The 1836-nt window shown below is 59.6% G+C and carries 1 protein-coding gene; it reads right to left on the bottom strand.

Translation table 11 applies throughout. The features are described 5' to 3' along the window. Positions 1–1836 (bottom strand): xanthine dehydrogenase family protein (locus GX108_08100; protein NLO56992.1); only part of this gene is annotated, 1836 nt, incomplete at both ends.

Raw genomic sequence — 1836 nt, forward strand, 5'->3', positions numbered from 1 at the left:
CCTCCATACTGCTGCCCCTCGACGACATCAAAGTTGTTTATCTTGCCCACGTCGCTGACCAGGGTGAACCTTTCCACGGCGACCTTGCCCGTTTCGACATCTACGGCAACCTCCGCCATGAAGAGACCGAACATGTGGTTGGAGAAAGGGTATCCCTGGCCCGTGACGTCGTCCATACCGGTGCAGGTGATGACCTCACCGTCGATGTCGCGGACCTTTGCCTGCCAGTAACCCTCGTAGCAGGTCGGTATCCCTTCGGCCACCATCTCATCGTAGGTCCGGTAGGTCCCGTCCGCCTTTTTCATCGCCGCGAGCAGTTTACGGCAACTATCAACTATGGCATTCCCCACCATCACCTGGCTCCTGCTCGCTGCGGCGGCGCCGCTGTTGGGTGCTTTCGCCATATCGTTGCAAACGAGTTTTATCTGGTCGGGATGGAACCTCAGGGGTTTAAGAGCTTCATGGGCCGTCCCGACGCAACCCATATCGGCACCTTGGCCATGGTCTTCCCAAGTATTGTACAGGATCACACCGTCCCTGGTGAGTTCGATATTGCTGGCCGCTTCGTCCGCTCCGTCGTCGTTGGCGTTGTATATCCCTATCGAGACGCCCACCGCCCTTTTGATTTTGTCGGTGGAATCATCTTCGGCTCGCTTTTTGGCCTCTTCGTAAAGAGGGCGCAGGCGAGTAAGCATGGCCTGAAGGGGGTAAATCTCCGGCTTCTGCCCGCTAGGAAAGGTATCCCCGGGGCGGACCAGGTTTATCTCGCGAAAATCCAGCGGGTCCATCCCCACCTTTTCGGCCAGCATGTCCATAACCTGCTCTCCGGCGAAGTAGGTCTGGGGGCCGCCGTAAGCCCGGAAAGCCCCGCACCATTTGTGGTTCGTAAACAGGGTGTAACCCGCTCCCTTGATGTTGTCCAGCCTGTAGGGAGCACAGATGAACTGCCCTCCCTTGTTGGTCAGGTCCTGGCTGGATTCCGAATAGGGGCCGTGGTCGACGTACCAGTAATGCTCGAGGCCCACCAGTTTGCCCTTCTCGTCGGCTCCGGCCCTTACCTTCATCAGGAAGGGCGACCTCTTGGGCGTCCTCACGATATGCTCCTTCATGTCAAGCCTCATGTAGACGGGACGGCCCGTGGCGATGACGCAGGCACCCAGCAGGGGTTCGTTGGTAGGGGCCACCTTGTAGCCGAAGGTCGCACCCATGTTGTTCTGGATCACCCTTATCTTCGAAGGGGGGACACCCAACCCCCTCGCGATCATCAGGGCATGCCTGTAGACGCAGATGCTCTTGGTCTGCAGTGTCAGGCGGCCTTCTTCGTCCCAGTACCCGAAGCCGCAGTCCGTTTCGATGGTCATATGGGGCTGCCTGGAGCTCCAGAATTCCGCTTCCACCACGTGGGGCGCCTCGTCGATGAGCGGGGCCGGGTCTTCCCCCTTGATGATGGGCCGTTTGTTGAAGCAGTTGGGTATCCCGTCTATATCCGGGATCTCCTCGTAAACCTTGGCGGCTCCAGGGGCCATGGCCTCCTTGACATCCATCACGGCCTGCATCTCCTCGAGCTTGACTTTGACCGCGGCAGCGGCCGCCCTGGCCTGTGCCTCGGAGTCCGCGCAGACTATCGCGACAGCCTCGCCCCACTGGCGGATCTTGTCGCCTTCCTCGACGAGGATCCGTCTCTCCCAGCCGTCGGTGCTCGCCGTACCGGAACCGACCTGCCCGCGGATCCGGTTGGTCCCCTTATTGGCCTTGATGTCCTCGGCCGTCACTATCTTGAAGACTCCTGGCATCTTTTCGGCTTCGGATAAATCGATCGACAGGACCCTGGCATGA

Source organism: Thermovirga sp. (assembly GCA_012523215.1).
Classification (GTDB): domain Bacteria; phylum Synergistota; class Synergistia; order Synergistales; family Thermovirgaceae; genus 58-81.